The organism is Paeniglutamicibacter sp. MACA_103 (assembly GCF_045798555.1).
Lineage (GTDB): Bacteria > Actinomycetota > Actinomycetes > Actinomycetales > Micrococcaceae > Paeniglutamicibacter.
Map to the genome: position 1 here is coordinate 1 of NZ_JBIXLN010000124.1, position 425 is coordinate 425.

The following is a 425-nucleotide window of genomic DNA, read 5'->3' on the forward strand; positions in this document are numbered from 1 at the left end:
TGGTGCCCTCGTGCTTGTCATGGCTGGAATACAGCAGCGACTGGGCCAGGCGCTCGAGCAGCAGCCCGGTGCGCTGGTCGGTTTCCGCGCCGTTCTTGATCACGAGCTTGGCCAGCCGGACGGCCAGCGGGCCCTTGGCCATGATCTGTCCGGCGGTCTTGCGCACCGCGTCCATGAGCTCCTCGGCCGGGACGACCTCGGTGACCAGACCGATGCGCAGCGCCTCTTCGGCGTCGAATAGCCGCCCGGTGAGGATCAGCTCGACGGCCCGGCCCTTGCCGACCAACCGGGTGAGCCGCTGGGTACCGCCGGCCCCCGGGATGATCCCGAGGTTGGTTTCCGGCAGCCCGAAGCGTGCGCCCTCCGCGGCGATGCGGATGTCGCAGGCCATGGCCAGCTCGTTGCCGCCGCCCAGGGCGAACCCG

The 425-nt window shown here is 70.6% G+C and carries 1 protein-coding gene; it reads right to left on the minus strand.

Translation table 11 applies throughout. The features are described 5' to 3' along the window. Nucleotides 1–425, minus strand: a 425-nt coding sequence (locus ACIPVK_RS21820) for an enoyl-CoA hydratase/isomerase family protein (protein ID WP_407614074.1), incomplete at both ends; no start/stop codon positions are given.